This is a genomic window from Enteractinococcus fodinae (assembly GCF_031458395.1).
Classification (GTDB): Bacteria; Actinomycetota; Actinomycetes; order Actinomycetales; family Micrococcaceae; genus Yaniella; species Yaniella fodinae.
The window spans coordinates 2,714,884-2,736,440 of record NZ_JAVDYJ010000001.1; the positions used below are offsets into that span (position 1 = coordinate 2,714,884).

A 21,557-nucleotide genomic window follows, 5' to 3' on the forward strand; every position below is an offset into this window, starting at 1 on the left:
ATGGTCATCCCGCGTTTGGGCTGCACTTTCAAAGGTTTCGACTCGACGCTTTTCTTATGTGTCATCAGTACTTATGAAGATACCTGATCCAGATACGGGCGGAGGTATCTCCCAGTCAGAGATGCCTCAGCAGCCGCGACATCGCCAGGGGTACCCGTGGCTACGATACGACCCCCGTCTGCGCCACCGCCGGGGCCTAAATCAATGATCCAATCGGCGGCGGCAATGATGTCTAAATCGTGCTCGATGACGATCACCGTCGCACCGCGCTCAAGGAGGCGATCCAGCACTCCGACCAACACCGCGACATCATCTGGATGCAGCCCAACCGATGGCTCATCCAAGACAAATAGCGTGCCCTGCTGGTTGCGTCCCAGCTCGGTCGATAATTTGAGGCGTTGAGCTTCACCACCGGACAGTGCCGGTGTGGCTTCGCCCAAGGTCAGGTACCCCAGTCCCAGGTCAATCAGGATCTTCAGTCGGCGCGCTATTCGGGAATAGTCGGCGAACAGGTCGGCGGCTTCCTGGGCAGTCAATGCCAGTACCTCCGGCATCGAATGCCCTTCCAATTGCACGTTGGAGGCTTCCTGGCGATACCGGGAGCCCTCACACGATGGGCAGGCCATCTCGATGTCGGCCAAGAACTGCGCATCCAGGGAAATCTGCCCATTGCCATCACACTCGGGACATTTCAGCGAGCCGGTGTTGTAGGAGAAATCCGCAGCGGTGTAATCATCACTGACCTTTGCGAATTCGGTTCGTAGTTGGTCCATGATGCCGGAATAGGTTGCTACCGTTGAGCGGACGTTGATGCCAATGGGTGACGCGTCCACCCGGATCACCCGGTCGATATCGCCGGCGATGTGTTGCACATGCTCAGGATTCGCACCGTTCAGCGCCGGGATTAGTGATTCCAGTACCAATGTGGTTTTGCCCGAGCCTGACACACCGGTGACCACGGTCAGCACACCGGTAGGAAAACGAACATCCAGTGCTTCGACGGTATGCAGTGGCTGGGTTTGCATGCTGATCCACCCGGCTCGTTCGCGAGGCTCACGTTCGATGGGTTGTGGCTTCTGCAGGTGGGGACCGACCACGGAACCTGTCGCTGCCGCGAGGTCCTTCGGTCTACCCATGGTGAGAATGGTGCCGCCGTGCGCTCCAGAGCCTGGCCCAATTTCAATCAGGTAGTCAGCTGCTTGAATGACTGCGACATCGTGATCGACAAAGACCACAGAATTGCCACCGGCTAGCAGATCGTGCATCACGCCGACTAAGCCTTCGATGTTTGCCGGGTGCAGCCCGATGGAAGGCTCATCCAGAACATATAACACCCCGGTGGTTTCATTGCGCACCGCTCGAGCTAACTGAGCGCGTTGCCGCTCGCCATTGGAGAGCGTGTTCGTCGTCCGGTCAAGCGATAAGTACCCCAATCCCAGTTGCAGTAACCGTGTGCCCATGTCTTGCAGGGTTTTGGTCAGCTCGCGGCCCAATTCGGTGAGTTGTTCAGGCAGCTGGAGGCTGGCAACCCAGGTGAGTAGGTCAGCTAAGGGAAGTGCTGAGACTGAGGCGAGGTTATGCTCGCCGATCCGAGGCTGACGTGCCTGTTCGGAGAGTCGAGTGCCCGCACAGTCTGGGCAGGTCTTTTCGATTAAGAACTTTGAGACTCGCTGCAATCGTTTGGCGTCGGTAGCCCGCTCGAGCTCCTTGGTGACCGTTAGATAAACATTGCGGAAGGTGAAATCCAAATCGTGAACGCCCTTGCGAGACGTCACGGTAATGGCTTTCTTCTCTTCGGGACCGTGGAAGACAATCTCCCGCTCGTCTTCGGTGAGTTCCTGAAAGGGTACATCTGTGCGGACCCCGAACTCAGCCACAATCTGCGGTTGGACGTTGAACCCGAACTGATTCCAGGGAGCGACCGCTCCGTCGTCGATGGTTTTGGTTGGATCTGGTACCAGGCTGGTTTCATCAACTTGTCTGGTGATGCCGGTACCAGCACATGCTGGACAGGCACCCTCTGAGTTGAATGCGAGTTCTTCGGCTCCAGGAGGGTCGAAGTCATTGTCGCATTGTGTACATCTGATGGGCTGTTCGAGCGCAACCTTGATGGTTGGTTCAGCGTACATGCCGCAGTGCGGGCACCGGTGCTCGGCCAGTCGGGAGAAGATCAAACGCACCACGTTGAGCAGCTCAGTTGACGTTCCAAACGTGGAACGCACCCCGGCTGTCCCCGGGCGTTGCCGCAGGGCTAGGGCAGGTGGGATATGACTGACCGAATCGACAGCTGCTCTTGCGGTGGCTGCCATCCTGCGGCGCGTATACGTCGATAGCGCTTCGAGGTACCGACGGGACCCTTCGGCATACAACGTGCCCATCGCCAGCGAGGATTTCCCGGAACCCGAAACACCGACGATGCCGACCAGTTGGTTCAATGGGATATCGACGTCGATGTTTTGCAGGTTATTAACGCGGGCACCGCGCACATGAATATGTGTCGGGTGAGAAGTAGCCTGTGGGGTGGTCACGTTCGCCAGTCTAGTGATGTGGGGCTATTTCACATACGTCTTCGGTGGCTGCATGAGGGCCTCGAGCCGCGCGAATTCCGCTGGATTTGCATCATAGAACGCTTGGTGTGACTGATAAACCTTGGTGGCAAGCATATGGCGGTGGGTTTGAGCGGCTACTTCCCAATCTGGATCATTGATCTCCACCTTTTGGAGTTTGAACCGCCGGTACTGAAGTTCTTCCAGTAACCGGATATACACCAGCGAATAGTCGAAACGGTTGTAGTCGATATTGACCTTGGTGCCATGTGCATAGAGCTTGAACCGATTGACTCCGACATCGAGTCGTTCGATTTCCACGAACCGAACTTGCCGGTAGAACACTTTCCCAAAGCGTGTCCACACCTTGTCGCGGTCCACCCCAAACCGACGGAAAAATGCGTGCAACACAAACGAGTATGACACCACGAGCAGGAGGACGGGGAGGAAGAACGCAAAGAGGTCACGATCGGAGCTTGCCAGGTAATCACTAATAAACATGGGCATGATCAGTGTCGACAACACGCTCAGTGGCAGCCCAAACATCAGCAGGATCTTGGACTGCGAAAACACCCGTGGGTCCTCGGGGTGGGTACTCATCGTGCGGAGCCGACGCTGCATAGCACCGCTTGCTGCGCCAGCCGCAAACCCGGCGCCGCGTCCTAGATTTCCTGGTTCAACCATCAGATGTCGTGACCCCTCACTACAGCACAATCCCACAGGCTTCATGGGATCAAGATCGAGGCTAGCAGAGCCGCGCAACCTGTTCATCAAGAATTCAATCGGCCAAGTTTACAATGTGAGCATGGGTAATGCTGTTGAACCAATCGGACGCATGCCGCAGTACGGCCCCGAGCATCTTTCAATCTTGGCACTTACCATTGTTGTGTCGATCGCAGTTATTATCGTAGGGCGGCGGATACGCGGCACCGATATGGAAGACCGCTTGCTGCGCATCGGCGGATGGATCATGCTCACCGTGACCATCGCGTGGACGATCTGGGGCATGCTTCCCGGCAACTGGAATATCGACCAGTCCTTGCCATTCCACTACTCCGACGCGCTACGGCTCATTACCGCGGTCGCCTTGATCACGCGCGCCGGATGGGCCATAGCCATCTGTTATTTCTGGGGGCTAACGCTGAACCTGCAGTCGATCATTACCCCCGACCTGAACTACTTCGACTATCCCGTCCTCGAGTTTATGGTCTACTGGTTTCTACACATCGTCGCGTTTGTCGTACCGATCCTTTTTGTCTGGGGACTTGGCTATCGTCCGACCTGGCGCGGCTATGGCGTCACCTATTTGGCCACCGTGGTGTGGGCTGGCATCGCGGTCGTCGCCAATGCGATCACCGGCGCGAACTACGGGTATCTCAGCCGTGGCCCCGACGGGCCTTCAATCCTTGATCTGCTGGGCCCCTGGCCGATCTACATTTTCTGGGAGGCCGTCATTATCGCCGTGGTGTGGGCATTGATGACCTTGCCATGGCAAACCAACACGGCACGACGCGCTCCAGTCGTCGACCGTTGGGCCACCGTACGCCGGAAGCCGGCGACCTATACGCGAGATGTTACGTACGACACAACGGTGGTGTAATGTGCTCTTTAACTTCGCGGCTTTAACTTCTCGGCCCGGCGTGTGATCCCAAGCGGCCGACCTACTCAAACGATCGCCTGTAGCCATCGCTCAAAAAGATTGTTGACCGGTGGAAATCCACCCGAAGGAGCACTGTGCAGAACATTATCATCACCGGCGTCGACGGAAGTGAGACAGCTACAAAGGCTGCAGAAGTTGCCGCGTCGCTCGCGACAGACTTGAACTGTGATCTTCACGTTATCTCTGCTTCGGATCCCAAGCAGATATCGTCACCCCGCATGGGACGGCTCGCTGGAGACCCCACCGCCCTGGTCGAGATGACGACTTATCAAAAAGAAATAGATGACCACAATCGCGCTACCCAGCAGACGGCAGATGCAGTTGCCGAAATCTTGCGCCAAAAGTTCCCTGATCTCAACATCACTTCCAAGGGCATACATAAGTCCCCTGCCGACGCGCTCATAGAGGAAGCTCAAAAGCTGGATGCGCGATTTGTTGTAGTCGGCAATAAGCACGTCCAGGGTGCCAGGCGGATGCTCGGCAGCGTGGCCACCGCAGTGGCGCGCCATATCACAACCGATTTGTACATTGCGCATACCCGATAGCCGACACCGGAACGTATTGCTGACTCACCGTTGCCAGCGGAACCGGTTCTCCCCCAGCTGCCAGCAGCGCTAGAGTACTAAGGGGTCTGGGTTGCACATGCATCCAGTGCCTTGAGTCTGGCGTTCGAACAAAATCTTATGAAGGAGATTTGATGGCCAATATTGTCGTTACCGGTGTCGATGGCAGTGAGACCGCAACACGAGCGGCGCAACGTGCCGCCGAAGTGGCCGTGGCATTTCAGGCATCACTTCACATCGTGTCTGCATATGGGCCCGGAGAACAACGCCAATTGGCCGACGGTGAAGGCGGCAGAATGGTCATCAGTCTCCAAGACGAGGCTGAAGGTTTCGTTGCCGAAGCTGCAGAGCGCGTACGAGCCGAGATCTCCAATTTAGAAGTCACCACCTCCGTCGTCAATGACACGCCCGCTGATGCGTTGGTCAGTGAAGCAGAGCGCCTTGACGCCCTCCTCATTGTGGTGGGCAACAAACGAGTGCAGGGTCCCACACGTATTCTTGGCAGCATCGCGCGAAGCGTCGCAGCGAATGCCAGTTGTGATATCTACGTGGCCAATACCCGCCCAGCATAAGGGCCCTGTGACGGGCTAGCCCGTCGGTACCAGGACTGAAACTCCCTCCCCGAGCGGGGCGTTGACGTGTCCTGACCCTCGTGTGATGATGACTTCACCATCGTCTGATGTGTATTTCGCAACCGCTTTTGGGAGCAGCTCGCCACCGGCGGTGCCACTAGGGATAATGGCCGTCAACGTCCGTGAGGCGCCGGGCTCGGTTTCGGCGAGACTCCCACAGCACTGCTGTAGGAGTCATCATGAGCATCAATGTTCAACAGCCGCAGCCCTACGACATCGTCAGCAATAGCATCCAGATCGCCGGCACCGCCGGTGGGGCCTTTGAAGCGAACTTCAATTACCGGATCAGCGAAGGTCATGATGAGGTCGAAGGTCACTTCATGGCCGGCGACGGGACCGGTGGGCATAGCCAATTCCAGATCGTTGCCGATGTCGCTGCAGCCGCGTTCAAACACGTCGTGGCGTACATCGAGGTCTTCCATGAGTCGCCCAAGGATGGTTCTCCGCGGGATCTCATAGTCGTTCCGGTCATTCTTGGCGCAGAAATAGTGCCGGGGTACACCAACTACTTTGAACACGTAGTGCAAAGCGGTGAGACACTGTGGCGCATCGCCCAGCAACACTATGGCAATGGGAACCTCTACCACCGCCTACTGGCCGCAAATCCTTCGATCACCAACCCGAACCTCATTCAGGTGGGTGACCTCATCCGGGTGCCACGCAGCTAACCGCTGCGCTCTCTGGAACTAGCGGCATCTTGGTGAGGCGTTTAGCCGGGCACACGAGGTGACGGCGGTTCCGTGCCAAGTTCTGGCACGGTCGCTGCAGGTTGCGGTCTTTGTGGGCCGGTCTGGTCGTCATCATCGTGATCAGGCTTGCCCGGCGCACCGTGGATGACGCGGTGGCGGATCCACGCTGAAATCTGGTCGATCATGACAGTCACCACCACGATGACCACCAGCGTGATGCCGATCCGGTCCCAGGCGCGTACGTTGAATAGTGCGGATAGTAGCGAACCGATTCCACCGGCACCTAGGACCCCGAGGATGGCTGATGCTCGGATGTTGACTTCAAACCGGTAGAGCCAGATAGCTATGACTTCTGGCATGACCTGGGGCAGGATGGCCCAGCGGATCATTTGCGTCTTATTTGCACCGGCCGCGCTCGCCGACTCGAGCGGCCCGTCATCGACGGCTTCAATGGCCTCAGAGATCAGTTTCGATAGCGTACCGATCGAAGAGACCCCTAGTGCCAGGGCACCAGCTAGGGGGCCCAGTCCGAAGATTGGGAGCATCAGGGCAATAGCGAAGATGATCTCAGGTACGGCGCGGATCATCGACAGGATGAAGCGCACGACCACATAGATCGGTAACGGTGTGAGGTTACGAGCCGCGAGCACGCCCATCGGGAGTGAGAACAGCGCGCCGACGAGCGTTCCGATCCAAGCGATCATCACCGATTCCAACATGCCGTCTAATGCGGCCTGCCAGTGTGAGATAACCTCTTCGGTCAGCGGCTGGAAGACGCCCTGGGTCATCAGGACCGAGTAGTTCAAGAAGTTCGCGGGGAATTCGGCCAGGCGGGAGAAGTTCGCACCCGAGGCCGACAGTGCCGCGATGAACAGGATCCCGAAGGCCAGCATGCCGATGTTGTACCCGGTTTTGGATGGTTTGACCGGCCGCTGATCAAGCCGATCCGGCGTGTATTTGGTGGTTTGCGTGGTGCGCGATTGGGCGCCGGGTTCGTGGTGGCTCATGTTAACCTCCGGCGGATTTGCAACGAGATGAAGTCCACGAGCAGCACGACCAGGATCAGTGCGACGATAATGGCGGCGATGTTGTCGTAGGCGAACCGAGAGAGCTGGACTGAGATGACCGAACCGATCCCACCGGCTCCAACGATGCCCAGCACCACCGAGGAGCGGATGTTGAGTTCAAATACGTAGAGACTGTAGGAAAAATAGCTGGGTAAGATTTGCGGCAGTACGGCGACCCGGTTGCGCTGGATCAGTGATGCGCCTGAAGCATCTGCGGCTTCAAGTGGCCCCGGGGAAACGGCGTCGATGGATTCAGAGGTCAGCTTGGCGACCACGCCCATGTTGAACAGGGTCAGCGCCATGATTCCGGCCAGCGGTCCCCCACCCGAAGCGGTACCGCCCAGCATTGCGACAAACAACAGGCCATAGCCGACGTCCGGGATGGAGCGGATGACCGAGTTGATCGCTTTGAGGACCTGGGAGAACCAGCCGGTGGGGCTGGATACCGGGGAGGCGCCTAACGCTAAGAGCAATCCGATGGCGCATCCGATAGCAGAGGCCACGATGGCCATGGCGATGGTCGCTACCCAGGAGTCCCACACCCGCCAGATGAACCCCCAGTTCGGGTTGAGGAATCCTTCAAGCACCGGGGCTGCTCGGTGCAGGTCTTCCCACAATGGCGCAAGGGTAAACCCGATACCGGAACCGGCCCACCAGGTGACACCCAGGGCGACCATCGCACCGAGCACTGGCATCGCTGAGGTGCGGCTGACCCAGCCGACCAGGATGATGAGAGCCACCAGGGCTGTTCCAATCAGCGGGTACAGCGGCACACGGGCGAGCCCGAAGTCGACCACGAGCGTGGAGGTCGCAGAGGCGAAGAAGAACAGTGCCAAAGCGAGGCCTGCGACGATCAGCAACAGGTAGCTACTGGCTGCTGGGCGCGGCTTCTCGGGCCATTGCTTCGCGCCCCCGGGCGAACGCTGCGCATCACGTCGTGTCATGTTCGGCTCGGTGGAGGTTTTCAGACTGCTCATGGCGTCTCATCCAACACCGCGTCAGCGACCACATCGTCAGCGGTCAACGAGCGTTGATAAATCTCTTCGATGGCAGTGTCGGTGGCTTCGTCAACCGTGCCATCGAACACGACTTCCCCGGCGCGCATCCCGATGACTCGGTCGGCGTACCGGCGAGCCATATCGAGGTGGTGCAGATTGACGATCGTGGTGATGCCGAGCTCTTGGTTAATGCGTTTGAGGTCCTGCAGCACCATGTGTGCTGTGGGTGGATCTAAAGAAGCCACCGGTTCATCGGCGAGGATGACACTCGGGTCTTGGGCTAGCACGCGGGCGATGGCCACGCGCTGTTGCTGGCCCCCGGATAACGATGAGGCTCGAACGTAAGCCTTTTCGACGATTCCAACCCGTTCCAGGGACCGGAACGCGATGTCTTTATCCTCGGGCCGGTACCAACCCAGCAGCGATCGCCAGGTCGATAGATACGAGGATCGCCCCACCAACACATTGGATAACACTGAGATACGGTTGACCAGATTAAACGACTGGAAGATCATCCCGATCTTTGAGCGGAGGCGACGGATCCCGGTCCGGGATGCTGGGTTGACGACCTCGTCGTGGACGGTCAGTTTCCCTGCGGTGTAGGGCACCAGGCCGTTGATAGTGCGGACCAGGGTGGATTTGCCTGCCCCGGACAGGCCCACAATGACGACGAATTCGCCAGGGTTGATGCGTAAGTTGACGTTTCTGAGTCCCTGGAACCCATTGGGATACACGACGTCAACGTTTTCGAATTGGATCATCTTGTGGACCTGTTCATCGGGCAAGCGGGTTGTGGAGCAGCGGTTTTACGATTTATTCTTCGTCGCCGAAGTTCGCGGCAACATCACGCGCGGCATCCAGTGCATCAAGGTTGGCCTCGGTCAGGTCTTCGATGCCGTAGACCTCGTCGAGTGCGGTCAGGCCTTCTTCGGTTTCGGTCAGTGCCATGAACGCATCGGTGATGGCTTGCTGTTCTTCGTCGGTCAGGTCTCCCGCAACGGCCACGCCGTCGTTCGGGATGGACTCGGAGTATCCGAAGACCACAACTTCTTCGCCCACGGTTTCTTCTTCTTCGTAGACGTCTTGGCGAGCGTCGTCGTAGCTGACGCCCACGGAGATCTCGCCGTTGAAGACGTTGAGTACGGAGTTCGGGTGGCCACCGGCGAACTGGGCGTCAATGTCGGAAAACGGGTCCAGTCCGGAAAGCTGTTGCAGCTGCGTGGCTGGGTAGTAGTACCCGGATGCGGAGCCTTCGTCGACGAACGAGATGGTGTCGCCGGCTTCGATCAGTTCGAGTGCTTCTTCGCCGATTGGGCCTTCGGAGGCTTCGTCGGTGCCGTTGCAGAACAGCATTTCGTGCTCGCCGCCTGCCGAGGTGCCCATGACGGGTTCATCGAGACAGTAGGTGTCCGGATCGTTGGTGAACCACTGGGTCACGTAGGTGTCAGAACCGTAGCGGACGGCCTGCAGGACGACATCGGCATCGGCCTGATCAACGGCCTGCACCAGCGCGATGGGACCGAACATCCCGATGTGCGCCTGACCGGTCTGCATCGCGGTAACCAGTCCGGCGTAGTTGTCTGAAACGTAGGCTTCAACATCGCGGTCAAGTTCTTCGGCCAGCAGGTCGGCCAGGCGTTCCCCGTCCTCAACAAGCTGAGCCGAATCCTGTGATGGCACCAGACCCAAGACTAAGGGTTCATCCGATCCGCCTGCGGTGTCTTCAGTGGTTTCACCGTTGGTTCCGGCATTGGCATCATCTTCGGTGTCAGACACGCAACCGGTCATCGCCAGTGCGGCGATACCGGCCACGGCGAACATCGATTTCATTTTGGCGCGCATGGAAAGTACTCCTCAAAAGTGTGTGATGTTTCGGAAGTTCAAACGACAACTACCGCACCCAATGTAAGGAGGTTCAACAAGGCACTACAACTTAGAATGCACCTTTTTGCGCACTTGTCACCCAGTGTTCATCCGTTAGTTCTTTAGTTCACTTTGACGTGGCTTTCTGGTGGTGTAGCAACGCCAGCGCGCTAGCCGCGTCCTGGACTCGATGATCCGGGGTGCCCAGTCCCGTTGAAAACCGATCGATCAGGATCGTGTGGCCACCGTGTTCGTGCACGTAGGCTAGATCGTTGCCCCAAATATCGCCGATGGAGACCACCGCTTCCATCGGAATGGCCTCGCCCTCGTGCTGAAGGGTGGTTCGTGCGTGGTCGACGGCTGCCGCCATGCCGGTGGGTTTCTTGGCGGAGTTGATGATCAGATCGAAGTGGTATTCCAATCCGAGCTGGGTTAGCCACACGTCAAAGTTCTCGGCGGGACTGTTGGTAATGAGGACGACCGCCGCCTCCTCCTGCAACTGGCTGATAATCTCGTCCGCCCCGTCTGGGGCGTGGACATCACTGGTGGCCAGCCCGTGGTCCAAAAGCTGGGTCCGGGAAGCTCGAAACGCAGCATGGGTATCTACGCTCGTCAGTCCCGCTTGCAAGCCGAGGAGTTGCACCAGTTGATAGCCATCCTGCAGCGGCCACAGCGCCATATCGGTGCGACCGGCAATGTCGACTGGATAGCCATCATCATCAAACCGGATTTCTGGGACGTTCAGGTCCCCTGCATCTAACCCTCGCTGCACAGCCTCTCGGACGCTGACACGGCGCGACGTAGGGTGACCTTTTGTTCCATTGTCGGAGACGCTGCGTTCTGCGAGCGCCTCATCCACACGTTGCGCGTAGGTGAGCACCGGGTCATCACCCAGGCACAGCGTGCCGTCAAAATCGAAGACGACGAGTTGGAACCCGTCCCAACGCTGTGCCTCGTGAACAATTACCATCTCTTGCGCCATTGGATTCCTCTTCACTCGGCTCAGCGACCGCGCCACAATCGAATACGTCCCTACGTTCCCATCAAAAACGCCGCGCTGTCTAGGGATATTGTAAATGCGCCATCTGGATGCTGTGAAAGCTCAGGCTACTTTCTCATCCCATTCGTCGAAACGCTGCTCGAGCTGGTCGAACCGTTGGTACACTTTCTCGAAACGCGCCTCCATGCGCCGGAGGAACCATGTCAGACCAGCGAAGATAATCCCGCCGAGTATTATCACAAAGCCGACTGCGCAGAAGACAATCGCACTCAGTTCAACAGACATGTCCATGCTCCCATTGTGCCGCATGATCAACTCTGTGCGCCATTGAATCTTGAAGGCCGGTGCAGTTCACGGAATATGCCCCATACACATTGCTTCGACTGCTGATACGTCGTGTTAGTTTGGCCCCCATGGTCACGACAACAGAGGCGATCTTCCACAAGCTGGACGCTCGCCACAGCTTCCGCTCACCACGATTCCTGGACGCAGCACAGTGACAGTAGCAGAAGCGATACTACTGGGCGCCATCCAGGGATTGTTCATGTTCATCCCGGTGAGCTCCTCATCCCATCTGGTGCTGACCCAACACTGGCTGGCAGCCGGAGGATCGTCGGTTCCCTCGCCAGATACCCCCGAGATGATCTTCTTCAACCTCGTGGTGCATCTCGGCACGATGGTCTCCGTTGTGCTCGTGATGCGAAAACCGCTGGTCCGTCTCATTTCCGGCACCGTACGCGAACTTTCCCTGTTGCGCCGCCGACGCACGCTGCGCCACCTCATTCACCTGAAACTGATCGTGCTCGGGCTCATCACCACCGCTGTCACCGGCGTGTTGGGCCTGGTGATTCGCGAATTCGGCACCGAAGTGTTTGCGACCCCGTGGGCGGTTTCCCTCTTACTGCTGGTCACCGGGGTGATCCTCTGGTGGACCGACTCGGTGACCGACACGTGGCGTGGTGCCGCACAAATGACCCTGATGGTGGCCATCGTCATCGGACTCGCACAGGCGGCCGCGCTGTTTCCCGGGCTGAGCCGTTCCGGGCTGACCATTGCCGCAGCCCTTGCACTGGGTATGCACCGCAAGATCGCCGCACAATACAGTTTCTTCGTGGCAATCCCCACCATCGTGGCGGCTACCGGCGTGCAATCCCTGTCGCTCCGAGAGCATGAAGGTGGCTTGACGGTGGGATGGGATGCCTACCTGTGGGCTTTTGTCGTCGCGACCGTCGTGGGGGCCGGAGCGTTGTGGATGGTGCTGAAACTGCTCTACCGCGGCTATTTCCGCATCTTTGCTATCTACGTGGTGGTCCTTGCGGTGGTTACGCTGATCGTCCAACCCGATTTCAGTGAACCGCCGGTGGTTGACGAAGTGCCGGTGCACGAAGAACAAACCGCCTGAATCCTCTGGTCACCGGCCATGCGAACTGACTGTTAGCCCCGATATGCACGAAGCCTCACCGCGGAAAGATTAATCGTGGTGGAGGGCCTTCGAGACGTGCCACAGCAACCTTCACTTCATTTAATTCAGCCCGGACACCGTTCATCTGCTCATCCACTTTGTCGAAGCGCTCGTCCACCTTATCGAAACGTTGATCCACCTTGGCGAAGCGCTCGTCCACCTTGTCGAAGCGTTGATCCATTTTCTCCATGAGTTCATCTATGCGGCGGAGCAGCCACGCCAGCCCGGCGACGAAGCCACCGCCAAGGGTTATCAACACACCGGCAGCCACGAGTATGAGAGAAATCGCCTCGGCTGACATATACATACCTCCATTGTGCCGCATGACTACTTCTTACGCCATGCATTCTAAGATGCCGATGGCCACCGTGGAGGGTCAAGGACTGACGTTGTGGAAAGACCCACTCGGAGAACCCCTGCTGTGCATGGTCAGGTCACCCGAATCTCGCTGAGTGTAGATTTCCCAGAAGGTGACGAAGGCACCGGGTTACTACTGGTCACAAGATTCACCGGCTGTTTACGCTCTCGTGTCCTGGAGGAACTTTTAAGGCCTAGGGTGATCGCTGTCCCCACACCCTTTGAGGAAGTAAACCTATGCGTACGCGATTTCAATTGACGGTCACGTGCACCGTCGCGGCAGTCAGCGCAACCGCGCTGGTGGGCGTCCCCGCTGCCCACGCCAACCCCGTCGATGAACCCATCATCAACGAGTTCGTGACGGACACCGCCGGCGTCGACATGCTCGAATACGTCGAAGTCTTGGTCCCCGAGAACTATGACACCTCCGACCTGCATGTCGTCGGTATCGAAGGCGACCAAAACAGCAACCAGGGCACCGCGGTCCATTCGTATCCGCTGGGCGACCAGAGCGTCGATGAGGATGGCCGCCTACTGCTGACCACCCCTACCAACGGCCTGCAAAACGCCGCACTGACCATCGCGCTGGTTGACGGTGCCGTCTCGACCGGCACAGCACTCGACGAAGATCTCGACGGCGAACTCGAAGCGCCCGATGGCGTAGAGATCTTGGATGTTGTCGGCATCAACGACGGACGTTCCGGTGCAATGGCCTGGGGTACGGAACTGTCCGCCAGCCAATTCGACGAGTACACCGGTATCCTCGGTGGGGCCAGCCGCATCCCGGATGCCTCAGATAACTGGGTGCCCAACGCGTTCAACGGCGCCGGCTTAGATCACGACCGTGCCGCCGATGCACCACGTGGCGAGTTTGAAGCCTGGAACACCCCGGGTACCGCCAACGAGGTGTTCACTGGCGAAGACGACGACAACGAACCGGCACCAGAGCCGACCGAACCAGAACCATCGGATCCTGCCCCCACCGATCCTGCTCCAGCCGAGCCGGGCGAGATTTGCGAGGCTGACTTCACGCTCATCTCCGAAATTCAGGGCGAAGGCCAGGGCACCGATATGGCCGGCGAGACGGTCACCGTCCAGGGTGTCGTCACCGGGGACTTCTCGAATAACTCCGGTTCGCAAAACGGCTTCTACATCCAGCAGCAAGCAGAACAATACGACGGCAACCCCGCCACCTCCGAAGGCATCTTCATTTACGAAGCTGGCAGCACCGCGCCCGAACCCGGCACGCTCGTGGCCGTTGAAGGCCAGGCCGGTGAGCACTACGACATGACGCAGATCCGCGCCCGCGACATCACCGAATGTGGTGAAGCACCGCTGCCAGAACCAATTGATTTCACCTTCCCCATCGATGAAACTGACTTCGCTGGCATGGAATCCATGCGTGTGAACGTCGCCGAAGCCGTCGTTTTGGAGACGTACCAGTTCGGCCGCTACGGCGAGACCGTTGTTGGGCCGGAACGCCAGTTCCAGCCAACCGCGATCCACTCCCCTGAGTCGGCAGAAGCTGAAGCGCTCTATGCATCGAACATGGCCAACCGGATCAAGATTGATGATCGTCGCTCAGATCAGAACCCCGATCCAGCCATGCACCTCAATGGTGAAGAATTCACCGTTGACAATTACTTCCGCGGCGGCGACACCTTCCGCGATATCACCGGCGTGCTCGACTACCGCTTCGATGAGTGGAAGATCCAGCAGACCGAAGGCGCCGAACACATCCCGAACCTCGAACGCCCTGAGGTACCCGAGGTTGGTGGCGATGTTTCGGTGGCAGCGTTCAACGTGCTGAATTACTTCACCACCATGGGCTCACGCGGCGCCAACAACGCCGAAGAGTTCGAACGTCAGGAAGCCAAGATCGTCTCAGCCATCATTGAGATGGACGCCGACGTGCTGGGCCTGATGGAAATTGAAAACAACGACGATGTCGCTGTGAACACCCTGGTTAATGCGCTCAACGACCGCGCCGGTGAAGAGCGGTACTCCGCACTCGAAACCGGCATGCTGGGCACCGATGAGATCACCACCGCGATCATCTTCCAGCACGACAACGTCGAACCAGTCGGTGACTTCCAAGTACTCGACGAAACCGTTGATGAACGCTTCGACACCGCTCGCCACCGTCCCGCCCTGGCACAGACCTTCGCTCCCGTTGCAGACGCTGAGGGCACCGGCGAAGAGCTCGGTGAGTTCACCGTAGTCACCAACCACCTGAAGTCCAAGGGTTCCGAGTGCGGCAGCGAAGGCGACAACACTCACCTGGTCGGCTCGTGCGATGCTGAGCGTACCGCCGCAGCTGCAGCTATGGTCGATTGGATAGACGCCAAAGACATGCCGAATCCGGTGATCACCGGTGATCTGAACGCCTATGACCAAGAAGCGCCGATCACCACGCTCGAAGAAGGCGGCTACGTCGACCTGCGCGAGCACTTTGATGGCGAAGAAGCCTACTCCTACGTCTTCGACGGACAGTTGGGCTACCTCGACTACATTATGGCCGGCGAAGAACTCATGCCGTTCATTACCGGTGCAGCATCCTGGCACGCGAACTCGGACGAGGTGCCAATCTTCGATTACACCACCCGGTTCAAGCAACCTGCACAGCAGGACATTTACGAGCCAGGCCCGTACCGCGCTTCGGACCACGACCCGGTGATCTTCGGCCTGTCATTGACCGCCAGTGATGACGAGGAACCGACGGATCCAGAGGAACCTACCGAACCCGAAGAACCAACGGAACCTGAAGAGCCAACTGATCCAGAAGATCCTGAGGTAACCGAGCCTGAACTGACCATCGAGTCCGAGCGCATTGCCGTCCAAGACTTCGTCGCCAACGGCAACAGTGGTACAGATCGTGGCGTATTGCTGCGCGTAGACGGTCTGGAAGTCGGTCAGGAAGTGACTTTCGAGATTTCTCGTCAGGGTCGTAATGGCTCAGCTGAACACACCGTGATCGCTAGCGGTGGTGGCATAGCAGAATTGCTCGTGACTCGTGACAATTCCATCTCGAATGGTCCTCCGATGGGCACCTACGGAGTTGAGGTCTCCTACGGTGCTGACGAAGTCCTCGACGGGTCATTTGAAGTTGTCCCAAACCTGAAAAACTCAGGCAACGGTTCGAATGGGAAGGGCAAATCGAATAGCCCAAATCGGTAAGGTTCGACGCCTCACGGTGATAAGTTCCTAACAAGCAAATATCACCTCTGCCCCGGAGGCCATTGTGTCTCCGGGGCAGAACTTTCCGATTTTCCGACCACGCCAGGCCATCGGCGGAAGAGGAACGGGCGACATCGCAGCATGCACTCACATACCCGATGACAAACTTTGCCAATCGCCCTACTATGGACCTATGGCAACTATGAATGTATCGCTGCCAGACGAACTCAAAGAGTTCGTCGAGGCACAAGTCGACAAGCACGGTTACGTCTCAAATAGTGAATTCTTGCGGGAACTGATCCGGCGCGAGCAGGACCGCACTCAGCTGCGCGAATTGGTAGTTCAGGGCATGGAATCCGGGATTGGTTCCGACATGGACGAAAACTATTTTGAGCGGCTGCGTGCCCGGATTCGTCACTCTGGGGCAGCGTGACTCCACGGCGTGTCCTAACAACCCAGCAAGCTGACGCGGATATCAATACCGCAATCGGGCATTACCTTCATCAAGGCGTAGCAGAAACCGCCATGAACCTTATCGATGAACTGGAACAAGCCAAAGGACTGCTCTCCGAACACCCTTATCTGGGCTCGACCCGCTTCGCTATGGAAACAAATATTCCCGAGCTACGTTCTCTTTCCTTGCCGCGCTTCCCTTATATTGTTTTTTACACGGCACAGGGCGACACCATACGTATTCTCCGTGTACTTCACACTGCCCGGGATATCCCCGCCCGATTCTCAGAAGATGAAGTTTAGGCGCACCCCGGCGCCAATGTAGGCTCCGTTATGACCGGAATGAGCTACCAGAACAACCCCTGCTCACAACATGAGACACACAAGGTTATGAGAGCATGACAACGTGAGTATTCAGCAAACCATCACACACCGTCACGCCGCCACTGAAGATCGCGAGCAATTCGAGGCCTACATCAGCACGGTGGGCAACATACTCCGACAGGATCTTCGCATCCCGGCCTACCAGCGTCCCTATACCTGGTCTGTCAAAAACGTCCGTCAGCTCGTCTCCGATATTCAGCATTTCCGTACCGCAGGACACTATCGTCTCGGGACATTCATCCTCAACGAAGCAGACCCAGCAGACAGTGTCGACCACGGCGCGCAAGACGGGAAGCGCGTGCTGAACATCGTTGATGGGCAGCAGCGGTATCTAACGTTCGGGCTCATCATTATGGCGCTTTCAACCCGGTCAGAAGAGCTCGACCAGGCGCTCTCCGAGCCACTGCTCGCCCGGGTACAGAATATCTCCATCCCGAGACGACGGGATGGTAAAAGCGAAGCCAACCTCCGGACCAACTACGAGCATCTGTTCCAGGTCGTGAAGACGTGGTCCACTCAAGAGCTCAGCGACTTCACGGAATTCTTTCTCAAAGAATGCTCTGTAGTGGTTATGGAGGTCAAAGACCTCGATTCAGCATTTCAACTCTTCGACTCCCAAAACACCCGAGGAAGAGCGTTGTATCCGACCGACTTGCTGAAAGCCCACCACCTGCGCGAATTTAGTCAGACCGATCCCTCTCGCGAAGCGATCCTTGAGACGGTGCGCCGGTGGGATGCTCTTGAGCCCGAGGAAATCGAACATCTCTTTGCCGCGGTGCTGTTTCCCGTCAAACGCTGGACAGCCAATGAACCCGTCCCAGAAACCGGGTTCACCGCCGAGCATGTCGATCTGTTCAAAGGCATCCGGCAAGGTAATACGCAGTATCGGTGGGCTCACATGGCACTGATGGCCAAGGCAACGGTCGATCAGTATCGTGCTACCAATGCAACGTTGCGTCAGTATGGTGTGATTGAAGAATTTGAATTCCCGTTTCAGATCCTGCAACCGGTCATAGACGGTGAGATGTTCTTCCGGATGGTGGACCACTACATCGCCGAAACCCGCAAAGCAGGCATCAACGGTACTTTGGCACAGGATTCCGGGTCGCCTGCTACTCAAACGGCCCCAGAACTTCAGAATATTCTCGAAAAACTCGAGGGGCTTCCTGCTGGTACCGGAAACCGCTACATCCGGGAGCTCTTCGACTGCCTGCTGTTGGCCTATGTGGACCGGTTCGGTTGGCACGAGGTCGGAGAGGCGGCCGACAAACTCGCACAACGTGCATACCTACTGCGAGTGCACCTCCAACGGGTCAATAAGAAATCGATCAATAACCACGCGCTGTTCGGGCACTCCCGGGCAGGCCTAGGTCACGAGAACCTCTTCGCTAAAATCGCACAAGCCCAGTCCCCCGACGAAATTTTGACTATCCAGGACCCCACGGTGCCCGCAGAAAAGATCGGCGCGCTGAACACGCCCTTTCAAAGGCTTTTCTCGTCTGTCCCAAAGGAGCCAACGGTATGACCATCCCATCAACCACCATGGATCAAGGTTTAGACAAACTCACAGTTGCGCAGATCTTCGGTCAAGAAACCTACCGTATTCCTATCTACCAACGTGCCTATGCGTGGACAGCTTCAGAAATTCATACCCTCCTGCGGGATATTCGAGATGCCCGGCTTAAAAATGGAGCCCATGGCCCGGTGCGCGACTATTATCTGGGATCTCTGGTGGTCAATACGCTCCACAATAATGATGAAACCATCTTCGAGGTCATCGACGGCCAACAACGTCTGACCACGCTATTCATTCTCTTATCAATCGTCCCACGTCTGTTCAACCCGGAAGATACGTACTGGGCCGAGGTCCTCCGAGATAAATTACGATTTGAAGGTCGCGAACGTTCACAAGAAGATTTGAAACGTCTCGCCCGCGACGGTGCTAAGGGCAGAGGACTGCTAACCACTGACGGGATCACCCACGCTGCAGAGCTCATCTACACCGCCGCACACCGCACAACGGCCGATAATTCGAACACACCAGATCATAGTTCGGAAATCATCTTCAGCGCCGAGGATTTACAGTATCTTCTTCATAACGTAAGAATCGTGCGCACTCAGTTACCTCCGAACACAGATCTGAATCATTATTTCGAGGTCATGAACACCCGAGGAGAACAACTTGAAAAACACGAGATCCTGAAGGCTCGGCTCATTGAAAAACTGCCAAGCCAGGACGATCAGGCCACCCTGTCCCGGATCTGGGATGCGTGTAAGCATCTGAATCGGCACATCCAAGTGCAGTTCTCTGCCACGTCAGAACGAGCACATCTCTTCGGCACCAACTGGAACACGTTCGTCCCGGAAGACAGCGAAACCCTTTTTGCCCATCTCCAAGACTCACATACGACAGATGAGGCAACCGGCGAGGTCAGTCTGATGGACATACTCACTGAAGATGCCAGCGCCGATGAGTTATCTCTTGAGCCTGCGGGGGACGAAGATGCCGGATCCTATGGCTCGATTATCGACTTTCCCAACTTTCTGCTGCACGTCTTGAAGATCAAACAGGGCGAGCGATTTTCGTGGGACGATCCCGACCACGGCTCATTGCAAGAAATCCGCCTAGAAGACAAGTATCTTCTCGAGGAATTCGATAAAGTCCTGCCGCAAGCAGACGCAGACTGGGTGCGCGACTTCGCCTGGTTGCTGCTGAGGACTCGGTACCTTCTGGATACCTTTGTGATTCGGACTCAACCCGGATTGGCTGGCAATGATGATGAAAACTGGGTCATCCACCGAGCTCATAAATATAGCTCTGTCTCAGTGAAACGGCAATTGAGCGCAAGGAATACGTTTAGTTCCAGCGACACCTCACATGACGATGAAGATCAGACTTCTTCTGGCAGCCGGGTGCTCATGCTTCAGGCGATGTTCCAGGTAACCGATACTCGACGAGCGTCCAAGTATTTTCTTTTCCAGACCCTCAAGTGGCTACATGACCATGAAGCTCAAGGCCAGGTATCCGCCGAGGGCCTTGCCCAACAGTTAGAGCATTCGGCTCAGCAAAGGCTGCAAGCGTTGGGTCTGGGCGACAACCTGCATCAAGGCACGCAAGTGTCGAACTTTATTTTCAATTTCCTCGATTACGTTCTCTGGCTTCAAGGGACGTTCAAAGAGCACCCGTTTGCTCGTCAAGTAGACAACCCACAGGTCGTCGCCGCAATCAAAGAACACGCTCGAAGCTTCAGTTTCCGTTACCGCACCTCAGTGGAGCACTTCTATCCGGTAGCACCTGATGAATCTCAGCAACACCGGCCGCTTCCCCAGAGCGACGTCGACCACTTCGGCAACCTCTGTATTATGTCGCGCTCGGATAATTCGGCTCGAAATAACCTGATGCCAAGGGCCAAGGTCGCCCAATATCTGTCCACGAATCAAAGTCTGAAATTCCAGATCATGGCTGAGACCACAAATCAGCTTGAAGGTACGGGCCAAACCTGGGATGTGGCGCACATCAGGCAGCACGGGGCTGAGATGAGGGAGGTGCTCAGGCGCGTGGTTCAGGTTGAATTACCAGAGTGAGATTGAGCTCGGGCAGTCGTCGTGAACAATCGATGACAGCCCGAGCCGAGGGTCATTTAGTGCGTCACGGACGAGACCGGCTTGTGCTGAGACGCGACTTTGGCATCAAGCTCAGCGGCAGCCGCTTTGTACTCGCGTTCCCATCGCATAACGAGCTCGAGGGTGCTCAGTTGCTCCCGGATGGTGCCAATGCCCTGGCCAGCGCCCCAGATGTCGCGCCAGGCTTTGGCCTTCGTATTTCCGCCGGACCCGAAGTTCATCTTCGAAGGGTCGGAGGATGGAAGATTCTCCGGGTCTAGCCCTGCTGCCTCGATGGATCCGCGCATATAGTTTCCGTGCACGCCGGTGAACAGGTTGGTGTAGACGATGTCTTCTGCGGTCGTGTCGAGCACCATTTGCCGCTGTTCTTCGACGACGTTGGCTTCTGGAGTGGATAAGAATGCTGAGCCGATGTAGCCGAAATCGGCCCCGGCTGCCTGTGCAGCCAAGATTGACCGACCGTTGGCGATCGCACCCGAAAGCGCCAGATAACCGTCGAACCATTCGCGAATCTCGCTGATCAGCGCGAATGGTGAAAGTGTGCCAGCATGCCCCCCGGCGCCGGAGGCTACCGCTACCAGGGCGTCGGCACCTTTTTCGATGGCTTTGTGGGCGAAACGGTTATTGATGACGTCGTGGAAGACGACGCCGCCGTAGGAATGCACCGCCTCGTAGACTTCTTCTCGGGCGCCTAGGGAGGTAATGACAACGGGCACCTCATGCTTGACGACGAGCTCGATATCCTGCTCAAGTCGGTCGTTAGTTCTGTGCACGATCAGGTTCGCTGCCATCGGGCCAACCGGCATGTCTGGGTTCTTGCGTGCAAAGTCTTCGTTGGATTCCTTGATCTCAGCAAACCACTCGTCCAGTAACGAAACGGGTCGTGCGTTAAGCGTCGGAAACGAGCCGACCACACCGGCCTGACACTGAGCTTTTACCAGATCAATCCCAGAAGCAAGGAACAGCGGAGACGCGATAACCGGAATCCTCAATTGAGATAGAATATTTTCGATGCTGACCACAGTCACTCCAATGCGTTGGCGATAAGTTAAAAGCTTCAGGCTTGTGTCGATGCAGACCTG

General features: G+C 57.2%; 20 protein-coding genes. 10 read left to right on the plus strand and 10 right to left on the minus strand.

The features are described 5' to 3' along the window. Positions 1-71: 71 nt before the first annotated feature. Both J2S62_RS12735 and J2S62_RS12740 read right to left on the minus strand, forming a co-directional pair. A complete protein-coding gene (locus J2S62_RS12735) occupies positions 72-2,528 on the minus strand; it encodes an excinuclease ABC subunit UvrA (RefSeq protein WP_310175328.1) in 2,457 nt (818 codons plus the stop codon). A 24-nt stretch (positions 2,529-2,552) separates the two neighbouring features. Then, the gene (locus tag J2S62_RS12740) at positions 2,553-3,230 is read right to left on the minus strand and encodes a hypothetical protein (protein ID WP_310175330.1); all 678 of its coding nucleotides are present in this window, start codon (positions 3,228-3,230) and stop codon (positions 2,553-2,555) included. Positions 3,231-3,351: 121 nt separating this feature from the next. Here J2S62_RS12740 and J2S62_RS12745 point away from each other — a divergent pair, with 121 nt between their 5' ends. From J2S62_RS12745 to J2S62_RS12760, 4 genes are all read left to right on the plus strand, one after another. Further along, positions 3,352-4,146, plus strand: coding sequence for a YwaF family protein (locus tag J2S62_RS12745; protein WP_310175332.1), 795 nt, complete (start codon positions 3,352-3,354; stop codon positions 4,144-4,146). Positions 4,147-4,280: 134 nt separating this feature from the next. After that, entirely contained in the window at positions 4,281-4,751 is a 471-nt protein-coding gene (locus J2S62_RS12750; protein ID WP_310175334.1) for a universal stress protein, read from the plus strand. A 152-nt stretch (positions 4,752-4,903) separates the two neighbouring features. Beyond that, positions 4,904-5,341, plus strand: coding sequence for a universal stress protein (locus J2S62_RS12755; protein WP_310175336.1), 438 nt, complete (start codon positions 4,904-4,906; stop codon positions 5,339-5,341). A 239-nt stretch (positions 5,342-5,580) separates the two neighbouring features. After that, the gene (locus J2S62_RS12760; protein WP_310175338.1) at positions 5,581-6,069 is read left to right on the plus strand and encodes a Gmad2 immunoglobulin-like domain-containing protein; all 489 of its coding nucleotides are present in this window, start codon (positions 5,581-5,583) and stop codon (positions 6,067-6,069) included. Between the two features lie 41 nt (positions 6,070-6,110). Here the strand turns inward: J2S62_RS12760 and phnE (J2S62_RS12765) are convergent, their stop codons facing one another. The 6 genes from phnE (J2S62_RS12765) to J2S62_RS12790 form a co-directional block, all read right to left on the minus strand. Beyond that, positions 6,111-7,097: a phosphonate ABC transporter, permease protein PhnE gene (phnE, locus tag J2S62_RS12765; RefSeq protein WP_310175340.1), complete on the minus strand. Its 987-nt coding sequence runs from the start codon at positions 7,095-7,097 to the stop codon at positions 6,111-6,113. Continuing rightward, positions 7,094-8,134, minus strand: coding sequence for a phosphonate ABC transporter, permease protein PhnE (gene phnE / locus J2S62_RS12770; protein ID WP_310175341.1), 1,041 nt, complete (start codon positions 8,132-8,134; stop codon positions 7,094-7,096). Before phnE (J2S62_RS12770) ends, phnE (J2S62_RS12765) begins: the two co-directional genes overlap by 4 nt. Then, on the minus strand, positions 8,131-8,940 hold the full coding sequence (gene phnC / locus J2S62_RS12775; RefSeq protein WP_310175343.1) for a phosphonate ABC transporter ATP-binding protein: 810 nt from the start codon (positions 8,938-8,940) through the stop codon (positions 8,131-8,133). Before phnC ends, phnE (J2S62_RS12770) begins: the two co-directional genes overlap by 4 nt. A gap of 28 nt (positions 8,941-8,968) precedes the next feature. Beyond that, positions 8,969-9,997 (minus strand): phosphate/phosphite/phosphonate ABC transporter substrate-binding protein, encoded by a 1,029-nt coding sequence (gene phnD / locus J2S62_RS12780; protein WP_310175345.1) that lies wholly within the window; start codon positions 9,995-9,997, stop codon positions 8,969-8,971. A gap of 148 nt (positions 9,998-10,145) precedes the next feature. Next, the gene (locus J2S62_RS12785; RefSeq protein WP_310175347.1) at positions 10,146-11,000 is read right to left on the minus strand and encodes an HAD family hydrolase; all 855 of its coding nucleotides are present in this window, start codon (positions 10,998-11,000) and stop codon (positions 10,146-10,148) included. A 120-nt stretch (positions 11,001-11,120) separates the two neighbouring features. Further along, positions 11,121-11,303 carry a hypothetical protein gene (locus J2S62_RS12790; RefSeq protein ID WP_310175349.1) on the minus strand — a complete coding sequence of 61 codons (183 nt, stop codon included), beginning with the start codon at positions 11,301-11,303 and terminating at the stop codon, positions 11,121-11,123. Between the two features lie 211 nt (positions 11,304-11,514). Here J2S62_RS12790 and J2S62_RS12795 point away from each other — a divergent pair, with 211 nt between their 5' ends. Further along, positions 11,515-12,420, plus strand: a complete 906-nt coding sequence (locus tag J2S62_RS12795; RefSeq protein ID WP_310175351.1) for an undecaprenyl-diphosphate phosphatase — start codon at positions 11,515-11,517, stop codon at positions 12,418-12,420. 55 nt (positions 12,421-12,475) lie between these two features. Here J2S62_RS12795 and J2S62_RS12800 read toward each other — a convergent pair whose 3' ends face one another. Then, entirely contained in the window at positions 12,476-12,787 is a 312-nt protein-coding gene (locus J2S62_RS12800; RefSeq protein WP_310175353.1) for a response regulator, read from the minus strand. A gap of 287 nt (positions 12,788-13,074) precedes the next feature. Here J2S62_RS12800 and J2S62_RS12805 point away from each other — a divergent pair, with 287 nt between their 5' ends. The 5 genes from J2S62_RS12805 to J2S62_RS12825 all read left to right on the plus strand — a co-directional run bounded on the left by J2S62_RS12805 (position 13,075) and on the right by J2S62_RS12825 (position 20,436). Continuing rightward, a complete protein-coding gene (locus J2S62_RS12805) occupies positions 13,075-16,014 on the plus strand; it encodes an ExeM/NucH family extracellular endonuclease (protein WP_310175355.1) in 2,940 nt (979 codons plus the stop codon). Positions 16,015-16,207: 193 nt separating this feature from the next. Further along, positions 16,208-16,447 carry a ribbon-helix-helix domain-containing protein gene (locus J2S62_RS12810; RefSeq protein WP_310175357.1) on the plus strand — a complete coding sequence of 80 codons (240 nt, stop codon included), beginning with the start codon at positions 16,208-16,210 and terminating at the stop codon, positions 16,445-16,447. After that, positions 16,444-16,770 (plus strand): type II toxin-antitoxin system RelE/ParE family toxin, encoded by a 327-nt coding sequence (locus J2S62_RS12815; RefSeq protein ID WP_310175359.1) that lies wholly within the window; start codon positions 16,444-16,446, stop codon positions 16,768-16,770. The genes J2S62_RS12810 and J2S62_RS12815 overlap by 4 nt, the downstream gene beginning before the upstream one ends. 103 nt (positions 16,771-16,873) lie before the next feature. Then, positions 16,874-18,376, plus strand: a complete 1,503-nt coding sequence (locus tag J2S62_RS12820) for a DUF262 domain-containing protein (protein WP_310175362.1) — start codon at positions 16,874-16,876, stop codon at positions 18,374-18,376. After that, on the plus strand, positions 18,373-20,436 hold the full coding sequence (locus tag J2S62_RS12825) for a DUF262 domain-containing protein (RefSeq protein WP_310175364.1): 2,064 nt from the start codon (positions 18,373-18,375) through the stop codon (positions 20,434-20,436). Before J2S62_RS12820 ends, J2S62_RS12825 begins: the two co-directional genes overlap by 4 nt. 56 nt (positions 20,437-20,492) lie before the next feature. Here J2S62_RS12825 and J2S62_RS12830 read toward each other — a convergent pair whose 3' ends face one another. Further along, the gene (locus J2S62_RS12830; RefSeq protein WP_310175365.1) at positions 20,493-21,467 is read right to left on the minus strand and encodes an NAD(P)H-dependent flavin oxidoreductase; all 975 of its coding nucleotides are present in this window, start codon (positions 21,465-21,467) and stop codon (positions 20,493-20,495) included. Positions 21,468-21,557 lie beyond the last annotated feature (90 nt).

Excerpts from the sequence above, each read along its gene's own strand:
- J2S62_RS12740 (WP_310175330.1), bottom strand. The coding sequence starts at position 3,230 with ATGGTTGAACCAGGAAATCTAGGACGCGGCGCCGGGTTTGCGGCTGGC.
- J2S62_RS12745 (WP_310175332.1), top strand. The coding sequence starts at position 3,352 with ATGGGTAATGCTGTTGAACCAATCGGACGCATGCCGCAGTACGGCCCC.
- J2S62_RS12755 (WP_310175336.1), top strand. The coding sequence starts at position 4,904 with ATGGCCAATATTGTCGTTACCGGTGTCGATGGCAGTGAGACCGCAACA.
- J2S62_RS12760 (WP_310175338.1), top strand. The coding sequence starts at position 5,581 with ATGAGCATCAATGTTCAACAGCCGCAGCCCTACGACATCGTCAGCAAT.
- phnE (WP_310175340.1), bottom strand. The coding sequence starts at position 7,097 with ATGAGCCACCACGAACCCGGCGCCCAATCGCGCACCACGCAAACCACC.
- phnE (WP_310175341.1), bottom strand. The coding sequence starts at position 8,134 with ATGAGCAGTCTGAAAACCTCCACCGAGCCGAACATGACACGACGTGAT.
- phnD (WP_310175345.1), bottom strand. The coding sequence starts at position 9,997 with ATGCGCGCCAAAATGAAATCGATGTTCGCCGTGGCCGGTATCGCCGCA.
- J2S62_RS12785 (WP_310175347.1), bottom strand. The coding sequence starts at position 11,000 with ATGGCGCAAGAGATGGTAATTGTTCACGAGGCACAGCGTTGGGACGGG.
- J2S62_RS12790 (WP_310175349.1), bottom strand. The coding sequence starts at position 11,303 with ATGTCTGTTGAACTGAGTGCGATTGTCTTCTGCGCAGTCGGCTTTGTG.
- J2S62_RS12800 (WP_310175353.1), bottom strand. The coding sequence starts at position 12,787 with ATGTATATGTCAGCCGAGGCGATTTCTCTCATACTCGTGGCTGCCGGT.
- J2S62_RS12805 (WP_310175355.1), top strand. The coding sequence starts at position 13,075 with ATGCGTACGCGATTTCAATTGACGGTCACGTGCACCGTCGCGGCAGTC.
- J2S62_RS12810 (WP_310175357.1), top strand. The coding sequence starts at position 16,208 with ATGGCAACTATGAATGTATCGCTGCCAGACGAACTCAAAGAGTTCGTC.
- J2S62_RS12825 (WP_310175364.1), top strand. The coding sequence starts at position 18,373 with ATGACCATCCCATCAACCACCATGGATCAAGGTTTAGACAAACTCACA.